The following is a 17616-nucleotide window of genomic DNA, read 5'->3' on the forward strand; positions in this document are numbered from 1 at the left end:
TTCATGTTGTACAGCAACTGCTTGCCGGGCGCGCGCCAAGCCCATAGATAAGGGCGGGTAAACGGCCCAGGCCGCGTCCATAGGGCGATGTAAGGGTCACGCTAAACCGTGTCAATGCGCGCCCCCCGTGCACACCAAGCCTTAGGACTGATCTATGACAAAACGTTACCTTTCCCTGTCGACATTTGGCCTTTTGGCCGCAATGGCGATGCCTGTCGCTGCACAAGACGCAGATACGGTCGTGGCAACAGTCAACGGGACTGATATCACAATCGGTCACGTCATCGTCGCGCGCAACACCCTGCCCGAGCAGTACCGGAACTTGCCCGACGATGTTTTGTTCAACGGGATCATTGACCAGTTGATTGACCAGACACTTTTGTCGCAATCCTTTGACGGTGACCTACCCAAGCGGTCGCAACTGTCGCTGGACAACGAAACGCGTTCCATCACGGCAGGTGAAGCCATCGAATTGGTCATGTCCACGCCCATCAGCGAAGATGCGATACAGGCCGCTTACGACGCAGAGGTCGCAAAATTTGATGCGTCCGAAGAATATAACGCGTCCCACATCCTGGTTGAGACCGAAGAAGAGGCGATTGCCCTTGTGGCCGAGCTGGAAGGTGGCGCGGATTTCGCGGCGACAGCCCGTGAAAAGTCGACCGGGCCATCCGGCCCCAACGGCGGCTCGCTGGGCTGGTTTGGGACAGGCGCAATGGTCCCGGCCTTTGAGGCGGCGGTCATCGCATTGGAAGTGGGCGAGGTTTCGGCCCCGGTACAGACCCAGTTTGGCTGGCACGTCATTATCCTGAACGAAACCCGGACCAAATCCGCCCCCGCAATCGAAGAGTTGCGCCAGAATTTGGAACTGCAATTGCGTCGTGATGCCGTCGAAGCACGGGTCAGTGAGCTTAAGGCAGATGCAGAAGTGAACTTGGAAGGCCGAGAGGGCATCGATCCCGCCATCATCAAAGATTTGTCATTGGTCCAGTAACGATGGCTGCAAAACCGCCGCGGTCTCCGCTCGCGCCCGCTTCGTTTCCTGTTCTGCCGGTGATCGACGGTGTGACATTCGCTGCCGTGTCAGCAGGTGTGAAATATCAGGATCGGCTTGACGTGATGCTGGCCAAATGTGTGCCCGGAACCGCGATTGCGGGCACGTTCACACGGTCCGCAACGCGGTCGGCACCTGTTCTGGATTGTCAGGCCAAGCTGGGTGGGGCCTCCGTAGATTGCGCTGCAATTCTGGTAAATGCGGGCAATTCCAACGCCTTCACCGGGCGAAATGGTGTCGATGCAGTTCAGGCCATTGTCGAGGCGACTGCCAGTGCCACCGGCGTGCCAGCGGCCCGCGTCTTTACCGCCTCGACCGGCGTGATTGGCGAGCCGCTCCCCTTTGATCGGATCACGGCCAAGCTGGCAGAGCTGAATGCCGGGCTGTCGGACACGGCCATCGGCGACGCGGCAGCGGCGATCATGACCACTGACACCTATGCCAAAGGAGCCACTGCGTCTTGCCAGGTCGAAGGCAAAACGGTTCAAATCGCAGGGATCGCCAAAGGCAGCGGGATGATCGCCCCGGATATGGCGACGATGCTGGTCTATATCTTTACCGATGCGTGGCTCGATCAATCCGCGTTGCAGACCATGACTTCCCGGCTTGTTGACAAGACGTTCAACTGCATCACGGTCGACAGCGACACCTCGACCTCCGACAGCTTGTTGGTGGCGGCCACGGGGGCCAGCGGGGCGAATGCATCCGGCGATGCAGGGTTTGAGGCGGCCTTGGCCAATGTGATGCTTGACCTCGCCCACCAGGTTGTCCGCGATGGCGAGGGCGCTACAAAATTCGTTGAGATTGAGGTCGCGGGCGCGACCGATAATGAGGCTGCCAAGGTCCACGGCCTGTCTATCGCCAATTCGCCCTTAGTCAAAACGGCCATTGCGGGTGAGGATCCCAATTGGGGCCGAGTCGTGATGGCAGTTGGCAAATCTGGCGCCCCTGCCGATCGGGACACCTTATCGATCTGGTTTGGTGGCGTGCTGGTCGCGGAAAACGGCTGGGTCAGCCCGGATTACTCCGAGGAGGACGCAGCACGGCATATGACTTCCGACCATATCCGCATTCGGGTCGATATCGGCATGGGCACAGGCATCGCAACGGTTTGGACCTGCGATCTGACCCATGGCTATATCGACATCAATGCGGATTACCGGTCGTGAACCGCGCACTTGGGGTGACGTGATGAAGGTTGTTCTGGTCTCTGCCGTCGCCCTGATCGACGTCGATGGTCGTGTCCTGTTGGCCCAGCGGCCAGCAGGAAAATCCATGGTCGGCCTGTGGGAATTTCCCGGCGGCAAGGTCGAAACAGGTGAGACACCTGAGGTTGCATTGATTCGCGAATTACACGAAGAGCTGGGGATCAACACGTGGCAGTCCTGCCTTGCCCCGCTGACCTTTGCGAGCCACAGCTATGAGGATTTTCACCTTTTGATGCCACTCTTTGCCTGCCGCAAATGGGATGGGGTGCCACAATCCAAGGAAAATCAAGCGCTTAAGTGGGTGCGACCGATGGACTTGCGGTCATACCCCATGCCAGAGGCTGACATCCCGCTGATCCCGATTTTACGGGACTGGCTGTAAGCTGATTTAACTAAGTTTCAAAACTGGCAAAAAATACGACAGTTTCGTGACATTGTTGGTGACTTATTAACCAATAAATCTAAAACTAACTGCACGTCTTTCTTTTGGGGAGGAAAGGATATGTTACGAACCATTGCTCTGGGCAGTGCGATTTTAGTGCAAGGCATCTATGTAAGAACACTGCCAGATGGTCGGATGACCGTTCGCGTGGACGGTTCTCACTATTCTGGAACGCCTGTCACTCAAGCCGCTTGATCCTGAACGCACTCACGCAACAGAAAAAGGGACGGTGTTAAACCCGTCCCTTTTTTGCGTTTATATGTCCCGATGATCAGTCGAGGGTACGGGTCACTTCCTCGCGCTCGAAAATCTCGATCACATCCTTAGGCCGGATATCGTCGTAATTCTCGAAAGCCATGCCGCATTCCTGACCGGACTGCACTTCGGCAACCTCGTCCTTGAACCGCTTCAGCGTTTTCAGCGTGCCCTCGTGGATAACCACGTTGTCGCGCAGCAGACGGACGCCCGCCGAACGGCGCGCCACACCTTCGGTGACCAGACAGCCCGCAACCTTGCCCACGTTGGACACCTTGAAGACTTCCTTGATCTCGGCATAACCGATGAAGGTTTCGCGAATTTCTGCACTAAGCAGGCCAGAGGCCGCCGCTTTGACGTCATCCACCAGATCATAGATCACCGAATAATACCGGATCTCGACGCCCTTCTGGTTGGCTGTGTTCCGTGCCGACGCATTTGCCCGCACGTTAAAGCCCATGATCGGCGCGCCCGACGCTTCGGCCAGGCCGACATCGGTTTCGGTGATCGCACCAACGCCCGAGTGCAGCACGCGCACGCGCACCTCGTCGTTGCCAATCTTTTCCATCGCCTGAACGATGGCCTCGGCCGAACCCTGCACATCCGCTTTGACCAGAATGGGCAACTCACTGACATTCTCGTCCGCCTTGGCATTCGCCATCAGCTGCTCGAGGGTCGTTGCCGCACCGGCGGCGGCGCGTTTGTCCTTGGCCGCATTGGCGCGGTATTCGGCAATCTCGCGCGCTTGCGCTTCGGTCTCGGTCACGTTCAGAACGTCGCCCGCTTCGGGTGTACCGTTGAGGCCAAGAACCTCGACAGGCACCGATGGGCCCGCTTCCTTCACGCGCTCGCCCTTGTCGTTGATCAGCGCACGCACCTTACCGTACTGCTCGCCCACAACAAAGATATCGCCTTGGCGCAATGTCCCGGTCTGTACCAGAACAGTGGCCACGGGGCCGCGACCCACGTCAAGCTGCGCCTCGATCACGGCACCTTGGGCGGCGCGATCGGGGTTGGCTTTGAGTTCAAGGATCTCGGACTGAAGCGCGATGGCTTCAAGCAGTTCATCGAGGCCCTGACCAGTGATGGCCGACACTTCGACATCCTGCACTTCACCAGACATCTTTTCGACGATGACCTCGTGTTGCAAAAGGTCGGTACGGACCTTGTCAGGTGTCGCACCGGGTTTGTCGATCTTGTTGATCGCCACAATCATCGGCACTTCGGCGGCCTTGGCGTGGTTGATCGCCTCAACCGTCTGGGGCATCACGGCATCATCCGCCGCGACAACCAGCACAACGATGTCAGTTACCTGCGCACCGCGCGACCGCATCGAAGTAAAGGCCGCGTGGCCCGGCGTGTCGAGGAACGACAGTTTCGTGCCGCTGTCGGTGGTCACCTGATAGGCACCAATGTGCTGAGTGATGCCACCGGCTTCGCCCGCAACAACTTTCGCGTCACGGATCGCATCCAGCAACGATGTCTTGCCGTGGTCAACGTGACCCATGATGGTGATGACCGGAGGCCGCGATTGCAGATCGCTCTCATCATCGACGATCTCTTTGATCACGTCTTCGACGTCCGCGTCAGACACACGCTGAACGCTGTGGCCAAACTCTTCGATGATCAGTTCGGCGGTATCCGCGTCGATGGTCTGGTTTTGAGTGACCATCATGCCATTGTTCATCAGCGCCTTGACGACGTCGCCCACGCGCTCGGCCATACGGTTGGCAAGCTCGGACACGACAATGGCTTCGGGCAGGGCAACAGTCCGCATAACCTTTTCACGCTCGACCGAACCGCCCATGGCTTTTTGACGAGCACGCTCCTGCTTCCGCTTCATCGCGGCCATGGAACGTTGGCGTCCACCTTCGCCGCCACGCAGCGCCTGGTTCAACGTCAGCTTGCCCGAGCGGCGACCATCGTCGCCCTTGCCCCGGGTGTTGCGTTGTTCGCGCTCCCGATCGTTCTTGCGTGGGGTCGCAGCGGGCTGTGCCGTCTGGCGAGGGGCCGCCTTGGCCGGAGCATCCGCAGGGGCCGCCGCCGCCGCTTGTGCCGCAGCCGCCGCTTCGGCCGCCTTGCGCGCGTCTTCCTCGGCTTTCGCCTTCAGGCTTTCCTCGCGCTCTTTCTCTTCACGCTCCTTGGCTTCGATTTCGGCCCGGCGGCGCTCGCGCTCTTCCTCGCGGGCCTTTTCGTCGGCCGCACGTTGCGCAGCCTCTTCGACCTCACGCGATTTTGCGGCCTGAACGGCCTTCAAACGGCGATCCATCTCTGCATCGGTGATGCCCGCCGGACGACGGCTGGGATCGCCAACAGAGGGGCCAGAGCCCGCAGGTTTAGGGTTTGCTGCACCCGGCTTGGGCACAACAACACGCTTGCGCTTGGTTTCGACGACGACATTCTTGGTACGCCCGTGGCTGAAACTCTGTTTCACATTGCCCGGACGCGCGCCGCCGCGCAGCCCCAGTGTCTTCTTTCCGTCAGTATCGCTCAAAGCTCGTCAATCCTTCCCAGTGGCCGATGCCACTGTATTTTCGCGCACACCGCGTAAACGGTTGGCTTCCTCTACAACACGTTGCGTGAGTCCACCAGAGGCCAGCGCCCCATGTATCACAGTTTGCCGCCCAAACGCCAAACCCAACTCATCGGAGGTCAACCATCCGATGTAACTTCCAAAATGCGGCGTGCTCAGCTTGGACTTGCCACGGCCCGAACCATCCACCGCCTGTATCAAAACCTGGGCCTCTTCCATCTGAAGCCAGCCTTTGACCTTTTCATACCCCGCTACCGCCCGGCCCGATTTCCGGGACAAGGCGATCAGGTCGATGACCCGGCGGGCCAGTTGGCGCTCCACCTCGGCCACCAGATCGTCCGGCACTTGCACCGGTTGCTTGGCACCGCGGGCAAACAGCTTTTTGTCGACCGCCTTTTCCAACGCTGCACGATCCGCCGCCACATAGATGCCGCGCCCGGGCAATTTGCCCGCGATATCCGGCACAATCTGTGTATCCGGACCCACGACAAAGCGGATCAGACCATATTTCGGCTGTACCTCGCCCGTGGCAATGCACTTGCGTTCAGGTCCATCCGACCGGTCCTTTGAGGCGCCACCGCGTCCCATGAGGCTGCCCCGAGGCCTGAGATCAGGCCTCGGTCTCCTCGGAAAGGTCGGCATCTTCGTCTTCGGCGTCGGCTTCCAATTCCGCCGGATCAACCCAACCCAACAACACACGGGCCGTCATAACCAATTGCTGTGCTTCTTCCAAGGACACGTCAAAGGGCTCCAGAACCCCATCATCCTTGTGACGTTCGCCGTCGACGGTTGTCCAACCCCCGGCCAGCTCCCAGTCAGCGCAGGTCGCAAAGTCTTCAAGCGTTTTCACGTCGTCTTTGGCCAGCGCCTCAATCATTTGGGGTGTCAGACCATCAAAATCAATAAGGCTGTCTTCGGCACCCAGGGCACGGGCACTTTCCAACGCGGCCTTGGCGGCAGCTTCCAGCACGTCGCGGGCACGGGCCTGCAATTCGGCGGCGGTGTCTTCGTCGACACCGTCGATAACCAGCAGTTCATCCACCTCGACATAGGCGACCTCTTCGAGGTTGGTGAACCCTTCGGAGACAAGCAACTGAGCAAAGAATTCGTCGAGGTCCAGGTTGTCCATGAACAGCTTGGTGCGTTCCTCGAATTCGGCCTGACGGCGGGCGCTTTCGTCCGCTTCGGTCATGATGTCGATGTCGAGGTTCGTCAGCTGGCTGGCCAGACGCACGTTCTGACCGCGACGACCAATGGCGAGGCTCAACTGCTCTTCGGGGACGACAACTTCGATCTTGCCGGCTTCTTCATCCAACACAACCTTGCTGACCTCAGCAGGCTGAAGCGCGTTCACCAGGAACGTGGGCTGATCCTCATTCCATGGAATGATGTCGATCTTTTCGCCCTGAAGCTCGTTCACGACGGCCTGCACTCGGGAGCCACGCATACCAACGCAGGCACCGACAGGATCGATGGAGTTGTCATAGGAAATCACGGCGATCTTGGCGCGCGAGCCGGGGTCACGGGCAACCGCCTTGATCTCGATGATGCCGTCATAAATCTCCGGCACTTCCATCTTGAACAGCTCGGCCATGAATTCGGGCGCAGTCCGGCTCAGGAAAATCTGTGGCCCACGCTGCTCGCGGCGCACATCCTTGATATAGCAACGGATGCGGTCGTTCGGGCGATACGATTCGCGGCCGATCTTTTCGTTGCGGCGCAGGATCGCCTCGCCCGCGCCCACATCGACGATGACGTTGCCGTATTCCTCGCGCTTGACCAGCGCGTTGATGATGGTGCCCGCGCGATCCTTGAATTCTTCGTATTGGCGATCACGCTCGGCTTCGCGGACCTTTTGCAGGATGACCTGCTTGGCCGACTGCGCAGCGATCCGGCCCATTTCCACGGGGGGCACTTCCTCGATCAGCTGTTGGCCAACCTCGGGATTTTCCATGTACTGTTTGGCCTGCTCGACGGTAAACTCAGCCTGATAGTTTTCCAGCTCTTCTTCCTCAACGACCGTGCGGACGCGGGTAAAGGTGGCTTTGCCGGTTTTGCGGTCGATGGCCACGCGAATGTCCATCTCTGCCCCGTAGCGGGACTTGGCCGCGCGGGCGAGCGATTCTTCCATCGCCTCGATGACCAGCGCAGGGTCGATCATCTTTTCGCGGGCAACCGCCTCTGCCGTTTGCAGCAGCTCAAGCTGGTTTGCAGATGTAATGGCCATCAGGTGTTCTCCTCAGACTCTTCGGTCGTATTGTCTTCTGATATCTCGTCGAAATCGGTTTCTTTGATCACGCCCGCGGCTTTGCGCTGGCGCAGCATTTCCTTGATCAGCTCATCGGTGAGAACGAGTTTCGCATCGCTCAACCACTCGAATTTCAGGCCAATGGTACCTTCGGCCACGTTGATTAGCACTTCGTCACCTTCAACCCCCGCCAGGATTCCCTTGAAGCGGCGACGCCCATCGATCAGCTCGTCGGTTTCAAGCTTGGCGTCATAACCTTCGAACATGTCGAAGTCCTTGAGCCGGGTCAGGGGTCGGTCGATCCCCGGGCTGCTGACCTCAAGCGTATAGGCGTCCAGGATCGGGTCTTCGACATCCAGCGTGGCGCTGACAGCCGTTGAAATGGCGCCACAATCATCAACCTCAATGCCGCCGTCGGGCTTGTCCGCCATGATTTGCAGCGTTGTTTCCTTGCCGCTCATCAGCCGCACGCGCACCAGCTCATAGCCGAGATCCTCAATCACCGGGGTGATGATCTCGGCCAGACGGCGGTCGATGGCGGCTTTGGCAATCAGGTCGTTGGTCATGGTACTTTCAGGCACAAAAAAACGGGCGCGCGGCCCGTCGGTGTTTCCCGGTGGAGCGTTGGGTGTGGACCCCAGCGCGCCGCTGTTGAAAGGGATATACGCATGATCCCCTGAGTCTGCAAGGCCCCTCAGGCCATCCACCACCGTTCTGCCATCCGCAGGTTGTCCAGCGGCCAGGCTTTGCCGACCGTGGCGGGCACTGCGATGGATTGGCTGGCAATGAATGTTGTCTTGTCACCATCCCGCAGGGTCTGGAAATCACGTGGGTCGGCGTAGGCATCCAACGCCGCAATATCGGCCACATCGACCAGGCCATCCCGCAAGGCTTCTGACCGTACAGTTTCCAGGCCAAACTGCACGAACTCGACGCTGTCGAACCAGCCTGCGTTTTCGGATTTCCAATGACCCTCGACCCGGGCACCGATGAAATGGCGGCCCTTATCCAGCTTTTGAACCTGATAGAGGCCTGTCCCAAACCCGGCGGCAGAGCGTTGCTCGAATCCCGGCTGGGCAAGCAGGTACGGCAGATTGGGATTGGCTTCTTCTAGCGTGATTTCGACCCGATGACGATCCAACGTGCGAATATTAAATGGCAGATCGACAGCACGCGCATCAAAGGCCGTCCCGTCATGGAACGTCACACCGTCGCGCAATGAGAACTGCCAAGACAGGCCGTCCTGATCTGACGTCCAGTCCGTTGCCAACTCGCCGCGCAATGTCCCGTCGGCTCCAATCTCTGTCAGATTATTGAAAACCGTCGCAGCAACCGCCTTGTCGAACATGTCACTCGACAATGCCGCCTTCAGCCGCCCACCCCGCTTGGGCGCGGCCGACACGCCTGTGGCCGCCAACAACGCAGCAGCAGCACCAGAGGCAAAAAGGGCGCGACGGTCGATCCGGGTCATTTTCCTGCAATCCTGTCCATCGTGCGCACCAGTTCAGCCGAAATGCCCGGCTCGGACAAGGCATGACCGGCATTGCGCACCATCTTCAATTCACCTCCAGGCCAGACCTTGGACAGGGCATAGGCACTATCGGGCGGACAAATCATGTCATAGCGGCCCTGCACAATGGTGCCCGGGATGTGCTTGATCCGGCCCGCATGGGCGAGGATCTGGCCGTCGAACTCCAGAAAGCCCGCATTGGTGAAATAATGATTCTCCAGCCGGGCAAAGGCACGGGCGTAGTCGCCGGGGGCCTCGCCCCCCGCCCCGGTCGAATGGATAGAGGCCAAAGCATTCTCCCACGCTGACCACGCCCGGGCATAGCGCGTTTCAAGCGCCACATCGCCGGAAAAGAGACGGCGATGATAGGCCCCGATCAGATCGCCCCGCTCATCCTCTGGCACAAGCGCCTCGAACCGGGCCCAAACCTCGGGCCAGAATTTGCCAGCGCCACCGCCGTAAAACCAATCCAGCTCGGCCTGCGTCATCAGGAACACGCCACGCAGCACAAGGTTGCGGACGCGGTCAGGGTGCGCCTCGGCATAAATCAACGAAAGGGTCGCGCCCCAACTGCCGCCAAAGACGATCCAGGCGTCGATATCCAGGGTGCGACGAATCATCTCGATATCGTCCACGAGGTGCCATGTGGTGTTATTGGTCACCGACGCATGTGGCCGCGACCGGCCGCACCCGCGCTGATCAAACAGGATCACACGGTAGTGTTCAGGATCGAAATAGCGTCGCATGGCAGGGCTGCACCCGCCTCCGGGACCACCATGCAGTACGACAACGGGCACGCCATCGGGGTTGCCGCATTGCTCAACATAGATGCGGTGACCCTGCCCCACGTCCAGCATCCGCTGATCGTAGGGGTCCATGGGCGGATACAGATATTGTACCGCGCGCTTTTGATCACTGTGTTTGTCCATTACTGACCTACATAGGGCTTAAGACGCAAATGAGCACACGGAGAAAGAAATGCAAACGCATCAAACGACCGTTGACCCCTCTGAGATCGCTAAATTTGAGGCGATGGCAGCGGAATGGTGGGATCCTAACGGAAAATTCAAGCCTCTGCACATGCTGAACCCCTGTCGGCTTGATTATATCACCAGCCAGATCGCCGCCGAGTTTGATCGTGATTTGAAAACTGCAATGCCTTTTGCCGGGTTGCGAATCCTCGACATCGGCTGCGGTGGCGGCTTGTTGGCCGAGCCTATGGCACGTCTGGGGGCCGAGGTTGTTGGCGCCGACGCAGCCGAACGGAACATTCCCGTCGCTCAGGTCCATGCCGAACAATCGGGCCTGACCATCGACTACCGTCATACCACCGCCGAGGACATGGCGGCGGCAGGCGAGCAATTTGATGTCGTTCTGAATATGGAAGTGGTCGAGCATGTGGCCGACCCGCTCGGCTATCTGACGGCGTGCCGCCAATTGCTGATGCCCGGCGGGCTGCACATCTGTTCGACCATCAACCGCAATCCGAAATCCTACATGATGGCGATCATCGGGGCCGAGCATGTGATGCGCTGGCTCCCCAAGGGAACCCATGAATGGAACAAGTTCATCACGCCGGACGAGCTTTTTGACCTGATGCGCAACGCGGGGCTGAACCCGGTCGACCGGCAAGGGTTTGTGTTCAATCCGTTGACCTGGGCCTGGAAGCTTTCAGATCGCGATCTGAGCGTGAACTACGTCACGGCCAGTCTTAATCCGGCTTGACCTTAGGGCTGAGTTGTACCCGCAACTGACGCAAGATGGGCAGGGTCGAACGCACACGATCCTCGCCCAACTGGTCAATCACATCCGATACGAGCGGCGCGATGGAACTCAGCGCCTGTTCACGCGCGCGTTTGCCTGCGGGGCTGATGGCAACCATCTTGCGGCGCGCATCGTCCCAATCGGGGCGGATATGCACATAGCCCGCCCATTCCAGCCTCGACAGCGTGTTTGTCATGGCCCCGCGCGTCACATTGAACGTCTCGGCCAACTGGGCAGGCGTCCGCTCGCCTTCGTGCCAGGCAAGGTGATTCAGCACCGAAAAATGCGAGATTTCCATGCCCTTGGGCAACACACGGCTGAGGCGGTTGCGCACCATTTGGTCCGCCGCCAAAATCTCGCTAAAGAGCGAGATGGCAAGGGTGTCTTTGTCCGCGCTCATACAATGTCAGGGGCCTTCAAAATCGCGCGCATTGTCCAGTGATGGAACCCTGCGCCGCGCATCGGCCACCTTGTCCAGGTTCAGGTCGAACATATAAACGCCCGGCTCTGTGCCTGCGTCAAGGATCACCTCGCCCCATGGATCGACGGCCAGGCTGTGGCCATAGGTGCGCCGCCCGCTGTTGGATGGCCCCGGATGCGTGCCTGTCTGGGCCGGAGCAAGGACCCAGGCCCCCGCCTCGATCGCACGGGCGCGCAGCAAGCTGTGCCAATGCGCCGCACCCGTGACGGCCGAAAATGCTGCCGGATAGGTCAGGATATGCGCCCCTGCGCGGGCCAGAGCATCTGCAAGACGGGTAAACCGCACGTCGTAACAGATGCTAAGGCCAATGGCGGCAAAGGGGGTTTGAGCGACCACGGCTTGCGTTCCCGGACGATAGCCATCGGATTCGCGATAGGTTTCAGTTTCCGAGATATTCACATCGAACATGTGGATCTTGTCATAGGTCGCGATGATCCCGCCATCAGGGCCGATCAGGAACGACCGATTGGCAAAGCGACCATCCGGATCACCCGTCAGCAAGGCCAGCGATCCGATCAACAGATGCACGCCCCGCGCCCGGGCCACGTCCCGCAGGGCGGCAAGGGTCTGATCATCGTCCTGATGTTGCAGCACGGCGCGCTGATGGCTGCGCGTGCTGCTGACGCAGTTCGTCACTTCAGGGGTCAGGATAAACGCGGCGCCCTGATCGGCCGCCTGCCGCACCATATCAACTGTCACAACCCGATTCGCGGCCGGGTCGTCACTGACATTCAGTTGCAGCAGCGCCGCCTTCATCAGGCGGCCAAAAGGGCGTCGAGTTTGCCCGCACGCTCCAGTGCATAGAGGTCGTCACACCCGCCCACATGGGTGTCGCCCACGAAAATCTGAGGCACTGTCCGACCGCCATTGGCGCGCTGGATCATCTCGGGTTTGCGATCCGGCTGTTTCAGAACATCCACTTCGGAAAAGGACACGCCCTTTTCGTTCAGCAGGCGTTTGGCGGCATGGCAAAAGCCACAGAGGGGAGAGGTATAGATTTCGACCGGTTTCATGATGCAGGTCCTTTCGGCGATCTTGCGTTGGGTCCTGATTTAGGCGCGTTTGACCGCCCTTGCCAGTACAGATACGCACACGTCCCTCGCACCAGCAGTACGGCAGGCCGCCGCACAGGCATTCAACGTGGCCCCTGTGGTCAGCACATCGTCAACCAACAGAACCGGGCGCGCGATGATTCGATGGCGGCGTTTGGGATTGATGCGGATCGCATCCTCAAGGATCTCGGCCCGTTCGGCGTGGCGGCGCCCGTCAAGCGATACAGTCCGCTTGGTCCGTTCCAAAAGGTCGGGGCACCAGTCGAGGCCGGTGATCTCGGCCAGGCTGCGCGCAATCAGGGCCGATTGGTTATAGCGCCGTTTGGCCAGCCGCATCCAATGTAACGGCACGGGCGCGATCAGCGTATTTTCAGTCAGCAAGGGCTGCACTGCCGTTCGCATCCAGGTGGCCGCCGGCCGGGCAATTTCCTGGCGGTCGCCGTGTTTCAGGCGCAGCACCAGCTTGCGACCCATCCCGCTATAGATCAGCGCCGCGCGGCCTTTATCCCATTGTTTCGGGGCCTTGAGGCATCCATCGCAAGTCAGATCACCACCATCGTCAAACCCGGGCAAGGGGGTACCGCAAATGTCGCAAGCAGTGTCGCCCACAAATTCCGTCTCGGCCCAGCAGGTTCCACAGAGGCCGAAATCGCTGTCCACCAGCTCCCCGCATCCCAGGCAACGGGGCGGGTAGATGGCCGAGATCGCCGTTTGCAAAAGACCCATTCAAATCCTAACTGTGGCGCATGAGCCAACCACGTCCTATCACCGACCTTGACGCCCTCACGCGAAACCGACAGCGCGCCGATCCTGCGGCGCTGTTCCTGCAACAGGCGGCCCGGGGCGAGGTCGAGGATCGCCTCGCGATGGTTAATAAAACCTTTCAGTCCCCGGCGATTGTGGCTGCTTTCCCCGATCTGTGGGCCGGGCACCACGCCAAGGCGGTTGTGACACCCGAGGCGGAAACCCTGGCGCTGCCCACCCAACAACACGATTTGGTGATCCACAGCTTGGGGCTGCATTGGGCAAACGATCCTGTAGGCCAACTGATTCAATGTAGGCGTGCCTTGCAGGCGGATGGGTTGATGCTGGCCGTCGCCTTGGGAGGGCAAACCCTGCACGAATTGCGCAGCTGTCTGGCTCAGGCAGAGAGCATGGTGACCGGCGGGCTATCTCCACGCGTGGCCCCCATGGCGGAGGTTCGCGACCTCGGGGCGCTCTTGCAAAGGGCGGGGCTGGCGTTGCCGGTGGCGGACACCGTGCCATTGAAGGCAGCTTACCGGTCAATGACCCATCTGATGCAGGACTTGCGCGCCATGGGCGAGGCCAATGCCATGACGGCCCGGTTGCGCCATCCCACGCGGCGGGCCGTCTTTGACACCGCTGCCAAGCTGTATGCGGATACCTTCCCCTCGGACCAGGGCGGCATCGTCGCCACCTTCGAGTTGATCGTGCTGACCGGGTGGGCACCAGATGTTAGCCAGCAAAAACCGCTGCGCCCAGGATCTGCCCAAGCACGGCTTGCCGATGCCCTGCACACGGACGAAACGCCGCTGTTTGATTGACCTGAGAACAAAACCGTTTATCTGACGTCTATTCTACTACAGGAAACGGCCAAAATGCTTGATACCAGCAAGACAGCGACACGCCCCATTCACGCGGCAGAGGATCATCCAAAGGTCCCTCCGGCGCGTGTGGGCATCTTGTTGGCAAATCTGGGCACACCGGACAATTACGACTATTGGTCCATGCGCCGGTATCTGAACGAGTTTCTATCGGATCGTCGCGTTATCGACTACAGCCCATGGATCTGGCAGCCGCTGTTGCAGCTGATCATCCTGACGAAACGCCCGTTTTCATCGGGGGCCGCCTATAAATCCATCTGGAATCACGAGGCGGGCGAAAGCCCCCTGATGACGATTACCAAGGATCAAACGGCCAAGATCAAAGAGACCATGCACGCGCGCTATGGCGATCAGGTAATGGTCGATTTCTGCATGCGCTATGGCAATCCATCGACCAAATCCAAGGTGCGCGAAATGCGTGAGGCGGGGTGTCAGAAGATCCTGTTTTTCCCGCTCTACCCGCATTATGCCGGCGCCACATCAGCCACCGCAAATGACGAATTTTTCCGGGCGATGATGCAAGAAAAGTGGCAGCCAACGACCCGCACGGTCGAACCCTATTATGCGCATCCCAAATATATCGAAGCGCTCGCGCAATCCATCGAACGGGCCTATGGCGCGATGGACAAACGCCCCGATATTCTCGTGTGCAGCTATCACGGCGTGCCGATCCGCTATCTGATGGAAGGTGATCCGTACCACTGCCAGTGCCAGAAAACGACGCGCCTTCTCAAGGAACGGCTGGGCTGGGACGACACCGAGATCAAGACGACGTTCCAGTCGAAATTTGGCCCTGAAGAGTGGCTGCAACCCTACACGGTTGAAGAAGTCGCGCGTCTGGCCGAGGCAGGTAAAAAGAAAATCGCCGTCTGTGCGCCTGCCTTTTCAGCCGATTGCATCGAGACGCTCGAAGAGATCAACGAAGAGATCAAGGAAAGTTTTGAAGAGGCGGGTGGTGAGCAGTTCACCTATATCCCCTGCCTCAACGATGACGCGCTGCATATTGACGCGCTGAGCACCGTGATCGAGGAAAACCTGCAAGGCTGGCTGGATTAAGTCTCAGCCTACAAAGAGTCAGACATGAAAAAAGGCGGCGCATCTCTGCGCCGCCTTTCTATTTGGTACGTTAGCAGACCTTAGTCTGCTGCTGCGGCCAGAACAACTGCCAGCAGGATCAGCGGCAGCAGGATGCCTGCCGACGAGCTTGTTGCTTCTTCGACGATGACAGGTGCTTCGATGATCGGATCGGCAGGAGCGCCGGCGAATGCGGTCGAAGCAGCAGCGGTCAGAGCAGCAGCGAGAACGAGTTTTTTCATATTAACCTCCAAATACGCGCGCCGGCCAACAAAGCCGGAACGCACCCAAGACTTACCTCGTGTACCTCTGTAAACAGCAATGGCGCGGCAATGCAAACCATGTTTCAGAGGCTTAGAAGCCGAACTGGGCGATTGTCGTCAAATAAGCAACACTTGCGTGCCGACATTGGCCATCTCGTACAGCTCTTCGATGTGCTCGTTATACAAACCGATGCAGCCATTGGACGACCGGCGGCCAATTTTGCGGGTGTCGTGTGTGCCGTGGATTCGGTAGTAGGTCCAGCTCAGGTGCAGCGACCGCGTGCCCAGGGGGTTTTGCGGGCCCGGGCCGATGTAATCCGGCCATTCGGGATTGCGCTTTTTCATCGACGGGGTTGGGCGCCAATCCGGCTCAGGATCCTTGAGTGTGACGCGCGTACGGCCACGACGAGTCAGGTCCTCTGTCAGCGGTACGCTGGATGGGTACAGCTTATAAATCGTCTCGTCCGCGTTCCAGTAGTGGACTGCGCGGCTGTCGATATCGACCAGAATCGCACCCTTGTTAAGGTTGTCGAAATAGGGCCGCCAATCCAGCGTCCGAAAGCTGGAAATGTTGCGCCGTACGGTCAGGTTCGGGTCCCGCTCTGCCTGGCCTGCGGGCACGTTTTGTGCGATCGCAGGTGCGCCAAGCAGCGCCGCCGATCCGGCCAAAAAGGCGCGGCGGCTGGGTGTGTTAAACGTTTTCTTGGACATCGAATGCCTCTCTAAAGTGTGTATTTCTGCCGTTCCGCGGTAATATATGGCGCGAAAGCCTCAGTCGCAAATCAAACAGATGTCATCACGCGGCATCACGCGCATGTGCGTTTGTAAAGCAACGCGTGACCCGTTAACGAGAGCATCAAACAATAATACTGGTGTGCTGTTTCATGCGTTTACTGTCTCTTCTTTTTGGTGCCCTGTTGGTGCTGACCGCCTGTGTTGAGCCTGCGCCGACCATTGGTGCGGACGGTCGGCCATTGCCCAAATTCTACAAGATACGGCCCAATGATACGGCCAAGCTTCAGTTCCGTATGCTCGACTCGGTGAATGCCCTGCGTTCGGCTCAGGGCGTCGGCGCGCTGGACCTGAATCCACAACTGAACGCGGCCGCGGCAACCCATTCCCGCGACATGTCGCTGCAAAACCGCCCCTGGCATTTTGGATCGGATGGGTCGTCGCCCATCGACCGCCTGGCGCGGGTCGGTTATGGCGGATCGCTGTCGGGTGAATTGATCTCGGAAACCTACGAGACCGAACTGGAAACGCTCGCCGCCTGGATGGAACAGCCGGACACCCGTCGGACGATCCTTGAACCTCGCGCACAGGACATGGGCTTTGCCTGGTTCCAGGAACCCAATGGCAAGATCTGGTGGACCCTTGTTCTAGGTGACCCAACGGTTGCGCCGTCGATTCCCACCGCGAATCCATCGGCAGTTCGCCTGGTGCCCGAGGCCGTTGACGCGCCCGAGGAAACGGCGACGGATGGTGAAGAGGCCGACATCGTGGTTGTCACCACAACGCCGAGCACCTGATTACGGGTTGATCTGGATCGGCGTGCCGTCGCGGATCATGGCATAAACATCTTCCATCTGCTTGTCGGGCAGCGCGATGCAGCCCCATGTCCAATCCTCGGCGCCCTTGCGCCGGGGCCGGGACCGACCGTGGATGAAAATGTCACCGCCCGGGTCCTTACCCAGCGCTTTGGCCTCGGCGATGTCCTGCGCGTTGGGATATGAGATACCCAAAGACAGGTGGAACCGGCTGTTGGGATTGCGGCGGTCGATCGTATAGGTGCCTTCAGGCGTCTTGCCGTCGCCCTCATAAAACTTGTCACCAATGGGCGCAAAGCCCAGGTCAATCTTGTACTTCTTGATCACCTTGTCGTTGTGAAAGAGGAACATCTCGCGATCCTCCTTATTGACGATGACATAGGTAACCTCTGGCCCTCTATAGGTCTTGAACTTGGACCGCTGCGCACAGCCACCGAGGCTGAGTGCCGCCGCTGCGCCCATGATCATGTATCTGCGTTTCATTGAACTGCTGTCCTGCCCGGATCATTTTTTGTTGTGCGGGCTGAATATCATTATTTGCCCAATCGGGCATAGAAAAA

Annotated in this window: 20 protein-coding genes; 7 read left to right on the top strand and 13 right to left on the bottom strand. The window is 59.2% G+C overall.

All coding sequences use genetic code 11. The features are described from left to right. Positions 1 to 154: 154 nt before the first annotated feature. The 3 genes from Q1A44_RS02325 to Q1A44_RS02335 are packed head-to-tail and all read left to right on the top strand — an operon-like array spanning position 155 to position 2644. On the top strand, positions 155 to 994 hold the full coding sequence (locus tag Q1A44_RS02325; protein ID WP_299619035.1) for a peptidylprolyl isomerase: 840 nt from the start codon (positions 155 to 157) through the stop codon (positions 992 to 994). Between the two features lie 2 nt (positions 995 to 996). Continuing rightward, positions 997 to 2223 carry a bifunctional glutamate N-acetyltransferase/amino-acid acetyltransferase ArgJ gene (gene argJ, locus Q1A44_RS02330; protein WP_299619038.1) on the top strand — a complete coding sequence of 409 codons (1227 nt, stop codon included), beginning with the start codon at positions 997 to 999 and terminating at the stop codon, positions 2221 to 2223. Positions 2224 to 2245: 22 nt separating this feature from the next. Continuing rightward, complete coding sequence (locus Q1A44_RS02335; RefSeq protein WP_299621329.1) at positions 2246 to 2644, top strand: (deoxy)nucleoside triphosphate pyrophosphohydrolase; 399 nt, start codon at positions 2246 to 2248, stop codon at positions 2642 to 2644. Positions 2645 to 2975: 331 nt separating this feature from the next. Here Q1A44_RS02335 and infB read toward each other — a convergent pair whose 3' ends face one another. The 6 genes from infB to pip all read right to left on the bottom strand — a co-directional run bounded on the left by infB (position 2976) and on the right by pip (position 10179). Continuing rightward, entirely contained in the window at positions 2976 to 5453 is a 2478-nt protein-coding gene (gene infB / locus Q1A44_RS02340) for a translation initiation factor IF-2 (protein ID WP_299619041.1), read from the bottom strand. Positions 5454 to 5459: 6 nt separating this feature from the next. Beyond that, the gene (locus tag Q1A44_RS02345) at positions 5460 to 6080 is read right to left on the bottom strand and encodes an RNA-binding protein (protein ID WP_299619044.1); all 621 of its coding nucleotides are present in this window, start codon (positions 6078 to 6080) and stop codon (positions 5460 to 5462) included. A gap of 22 nt (positions 6081 to 6102) precedes the next feature. Next, positions 6103 to 7719 (bottom strand): transcription termination factor NusA, encoded by a 1617-nt coding sequence (gene nusA / locus Q1A44_RS02350; protein ID WP_299619047.1) that lies wholly within the window; start codon positions 7717 to 7719, stop codon positions 6103 to 6105. Further along, positions 7719 to 8306, bottom strand: a complete 588-nt coding sequence (gene rimP, locus Q1A44_RS02355) for a ribosome maturation factor RimP (RefSeq protein WP_299619057.1) — start codon at positions 8304 to 8306, stop codon at positions 7719 to 7721. Before rimP ends, nusA begins: the two co-directional genes overlap by 1 nt. A 128-nt stretch (positions 8307 to 8434) precedes the next feature. After that, positions 8435 to 9211 (bottom strand): ABC transporter substrate-binding protein, encoded by a 777-nt coding sequence (locus Q1A44_RS02360; protein ID WP_299619060.1) that lies wholly within the window; start codon positions 9209 to 9211, stop codon positions 8435 to 8437. Beyond that, on the bottom strand, positions 9208 to 10179 hold the full coding sequence (gene pip, locus Q1A44_RS02365) for a prolyl aminopeptidase (RefSeq protein ID WP_299619063.1): 972 nt from the start codon (positions 10177 to 10179) through the stop codon (positions 9208 to 9210). Before pip ends, Q1A44_RS02360 begins: the two co-directional genes overlap by 4 nt. A 49-nt stretch (positions 10180 to 10228) precedes the next feature. Here pip and ubiG point away from each other — a divergent pair, with 49 nt between their 5' ends. Further along, positions 10229 to 10975 carry a bifunctional 2-polyprenyl-6-hydroxyphenol methylase/3-demethylubiquinol 3-O-methyltransferase UbiG gene (gene ubiG / locus Q1A44_RS02370; RefSeq protein WP_299619066.1) on the top strand — a complete coding sequence of 249 codons (747 nt, stop codon included), beginning with the start codon at positions 10229 to 10231 and terminating at the stop codon, positions 10973 to 10975. On the opposite strand, the gene Q1A44_RS02375 is transcribed toward ubiG, so the two are convergent. Genes Q1A44_RS02375 through Q1A44_RS02390 form a run of 4 tightly spaced genes read right to left on the bottom strand, consistent with a single transcriptional unit; the run spans position 10962 to position 13273 of the window. Next, the gene (locus Q1A44_RS02375) at positions 10962 to 11414 is read right to left on the bottom strand and encodes a MarR family winged helix-turn-helix transcriptional regulator (protein ID WP_299619070.1); all 453 of its coding nucleotides are present in this window, start codon (positions 11412 to 11414) and stop codon (positions 10962 to 10964) included. The genes ubiG and Q1A44_RS02375 overlap by 14 nt on opposite strands. Positions 11415 to 11420: 6 nt before the next feature. Beyond that, positions 11421 to 12251 carry a carbon-nitrogen hydrolase family protein gene (locus tag Q1A44_RS02380; RefSeq protein ID WP_299619073.1) on the bottom strand — a complete coding sequence of 277 codons (831 nt, stop codon included), beginning with the start codon at positions 12249 to 12251 and terminating at the stop codon, positions 11421 to 11423. Continuing rightward, a complete protein-coding gene (gene grxC, locus Q1A44_RS02385) occupies positions 12251 to 12508 on the bottom strand; it encodes a glutaredoxin 3 (RefSeq protein WP_299619075.1) in 258 nt (85 codons plus the stop codon). The genes Q1A44_RS02380 and grxC overlap by 1 nt, the downstream gene beginning before the upstream one ends. A 39-nt stretch (positions 12509 to 12547) precedes the next feature. Beyond that, positions 12548 to 13273, bottom strand: a complete 726-nt coding sequence (locus Q1A44_RS02390; protein ID WP_299619078.1) for a ComF family protein — start codon at positions 13271 to 13273, stop codon at positions 12548 to 12550. A gap of 20 nt (positions 13274 to 13293) precedes the next feature. Here Q1A44_RS02390 and Q1A44_RS02395 point away from each other — a divergent pair, with 20 nt between their 5' ends. Then, the gene (locus Q1A44_RS02395; protein WP_299619081.1) at positions 13294 to 14112 is read left to right on the top strand and encodes a methyltransferase domain-containing protein; all 819 of its coding nucleotides are present in this window, start codon (positions 13294 to 13296) and stop codon (positions 14110 to 14112) included. Positions 14113 to 14166: 54 nt separating this feature from the next. Then, a complete protein-coding gene (gene hemH / locus Q1A44_RS02400) occupies positions 14167 to 15228 on the top strand; it encodes a ferrochelatase (protein WP_299619084.1) in 1062 nt (353 codons plus the stop codon). Positions 15229 to 15308: 80 nt separating this feature from the next. Here hemH and Q1A44_RS02405 read toward each other — a convergent pair whose 3' ends face one another. Both Q1A44_RS02405 and Q1A44_RS02410 read right to left on the bottom strand, forming a co-directional pair. Beyond that, positions 15309 to 15488: a hypothetical protein gene (locus Q1A44_RS02405; protein WP_299619088.1), complete on the bottom strand. Its 180-nt coding sequence runs from the start codon at positions 15486 to 15488 to the stop codon at positions 15309 to 15311. Positions 15489 to 15626: 138 nt separating this feature from the next. Further along, positions 15627 to 16220 (bottom strand): L,D-transpeptidase, encoded by a 594-nt coding sequence (locus Q1A44_RS02410; RefSeq protein WP_299619091.1) that lies wholly within the window; start codon positions 16218 to 16220, stop codon positions 15627 to 15629. 173 nt (positions 16221 to 16393) lie between these two features. On the opposite strand from Q1A44_RS02410, the gene Q1A44_RS02415 reads away from it, so the two are divergent. Then, on the top strand, positions 16394 to 17038 hold the full coding sequence (locus Q1A44_RS02415; protein WP_299619094.1) for a CAP domain-containing protein: 645 nt from the start codon (positions 16394 to 16396) through the stop codon (positions 17036 to 17038). On the opposite strand, the gene Q1A44_RS02420 is transcribed toward Q1A44_RS02415, so the two are convergent. Next, on the bottom strand, positions 17039 to 17539 hold the full coding sequence (locus tag Q1A44_RS02420) for a L,D-transpeptidase family protein (RefSeq protein WP_299619096.1): 501 nt from the start codon (positions 17537 to 17539) through the stop codon (positions 17039 to 17041). Positions 17540 to 17616 lie beyond the last annotated feature (77 nt).

This window comes from uncultured Tateyamaria sp., from assembly GCF_947503705.1.
In the GTDB taxonomy this organism is placed as follows: Bacteria; Pseudomonadota; Alphaproteobacteria; order Rhodobacterales; family Rhodobacteraceae; genus Tateyamaria.